We start from the raw sequence: 1,778 nt of genomic DNA on the forward strand, positions 1-1,778 counted from the left end.
ACATACTGACTAATCATCTGGATGAGCGCGGTGGCTTAATGTTTACAAAGCCTGCTGCGGACCTTGTCGAAATTAGCAGCTATCTTGGTGAGCAAGGTAGCTCAGGTCGTTTTAAAACGGTTACCGGTTTGCCTGAGTTTAGTGGTGAGCTACCGTCGAGTGCTATCGCTGATCAAATCGAAACAAAGGGTGAGCAACAAATTCGTGCGATGATCACGATTGCGGGTAACCCAGTTATTTCTAGCCCTAATTCAAATCGTCTAGAGAGAGCCTTTAATTCTTTAGATTTTATGCTGTGCGTCGATAGTCATTTGAATGAAACAACGAAGCACGCAGACCTTATTCTTCCGGGCACAAGTCAGTTAGAGCAGTCGCATTATGATGTAGCTTTAAATATGTTGGCTGTGCGTAATGTTGCGAAATATTCTCCTGCCTTATTTAACGCACCAAAGAACAGTAAGCATGACTGGCAAATTATGCATGAGCTTACGCATAGGCTCTCTGCTGGTGGTAGCTTAGTGAATGGCGTGAAAGAACTTGCACGTTATCGCACGCTGAAACAAATGGGGCCAGATGGAGTATTGGATGTTTTGCTTCGTATAGGGCCTTATGGAACTCAGCTACCGGGCACTTCGTCGATCGGTGCATTTTTGATTGATACGATTCAAGATATTTTCTCTCCATCGCATCCTTTAAGAAAAGCGTTTGATAACGGCCCGTATGGTTCCCAAAACCGAGGTCTGAGCAAAGGCTTATGTATTGCCTCGCTGAAGAATTATCCGCACGGTGTTGATCTTGGTTCGTTACAGTCTGCTTTGCCAGATCGTCTGTTTACTAAACACAAGCATATCCAAATAGTGCCAAAAAGTTATATGACAGATATGCCTCGCTTACGTAAGCGCTTGCAGGAACTAAGTAATACCAAAGAGCCGGTCATGCTTTTGATAGGTCGTCGAGATGTACGTTCTAATAATTCGTGGATGCATAACACGTCGCGTTTAGTGAAAGGAAAAAACCGTTGTACAGCACAGATCAATACAGCAGATGCTAAACGTTTGAAGCTCAAACATGGTGAATTAGTTAAAGTTTCTTCTGACTATGGTGCGGTCACTATTCCTTGTGAAGTCACAGACGACATTATGACGGGCGTTATGAGTATTCCTCACGGTTGGGGGCACGATCATGAAGGGACGCGACTTTCTGTGGCAAGTCAGAAGCCAGGGGTGAACCTTAATGTCCTTATTTCTGATCAGTTCGTCGATAAGTTAACGGGTACTTCAGCTCTAAATGGTATGCCTGTGCGTGTTGAAGCGATTGCTTCAACTGCTACAAAAAAGCGACGAAAAACCACTACCAAGAAAACAACGAAAGCGGTAAGTTAAAGCATTAAGTTTACTGTAGAGTTGTATATATGGTGATTCCCCGTAAGGACGTAAGCGAAGAAGCGCTTGAAGGTTTGTTAAAAGAATACTGTCTTCGCGCTTGGGGTCTAAATGACGTGGAATCGCCGATCGAAGATCGCATTTATAGCGCACGTGCTGCGCTTGATAACGGCGATCTTGTTTTGTGGTATAGCGAGTACGAAGAGAGTGCTTATTTATTGGCCACAAAAGACCTTCCTGAACAGCCAAAGGCTGATGCCTCTTACGACGTGTAAGTCATGTCTAAATTTCTTGTAGGTGAAGAAGAATTATTCAAGCGCGCTGGGAAAGATCGTTTTCAGCGGGGTAAGAATGCGTACACCCCTGATTTGGTGCAAGACTATCAGCGAGATGGCC

The 1,778-nt window shown here is 44.4% G+C and carries 2 protein-coding genes; both read left to right on the forward strand.

The window, feature by feature from the left end:
* The coding region (locus tag A3739_RS09550; protein WP_231877057.1) for a molybdopterin dinucleotide binding domain-containing protein at window positions 1–1,382 on the forward strand (1,382 nt) is incomplete at its 5' end.
* A 29-nt stretch (window positions 1,383–1,411) separates the two neighbouring features.
* A complete protein-coding gene (locus tag A3739_RS09555) occupies window positions 1,412–1,657 on the forward strand; it encodes a YheU family protein (RefSeq protein ID WP_068473505.1) in 246 nt (81 codons plus the stop codon).
* Window positions 1,658–1,778: the final 121 nt, after the last annotated feature.

This window comes from Oleiphilus sp. HI0067 (assembly GCF_001635735.1).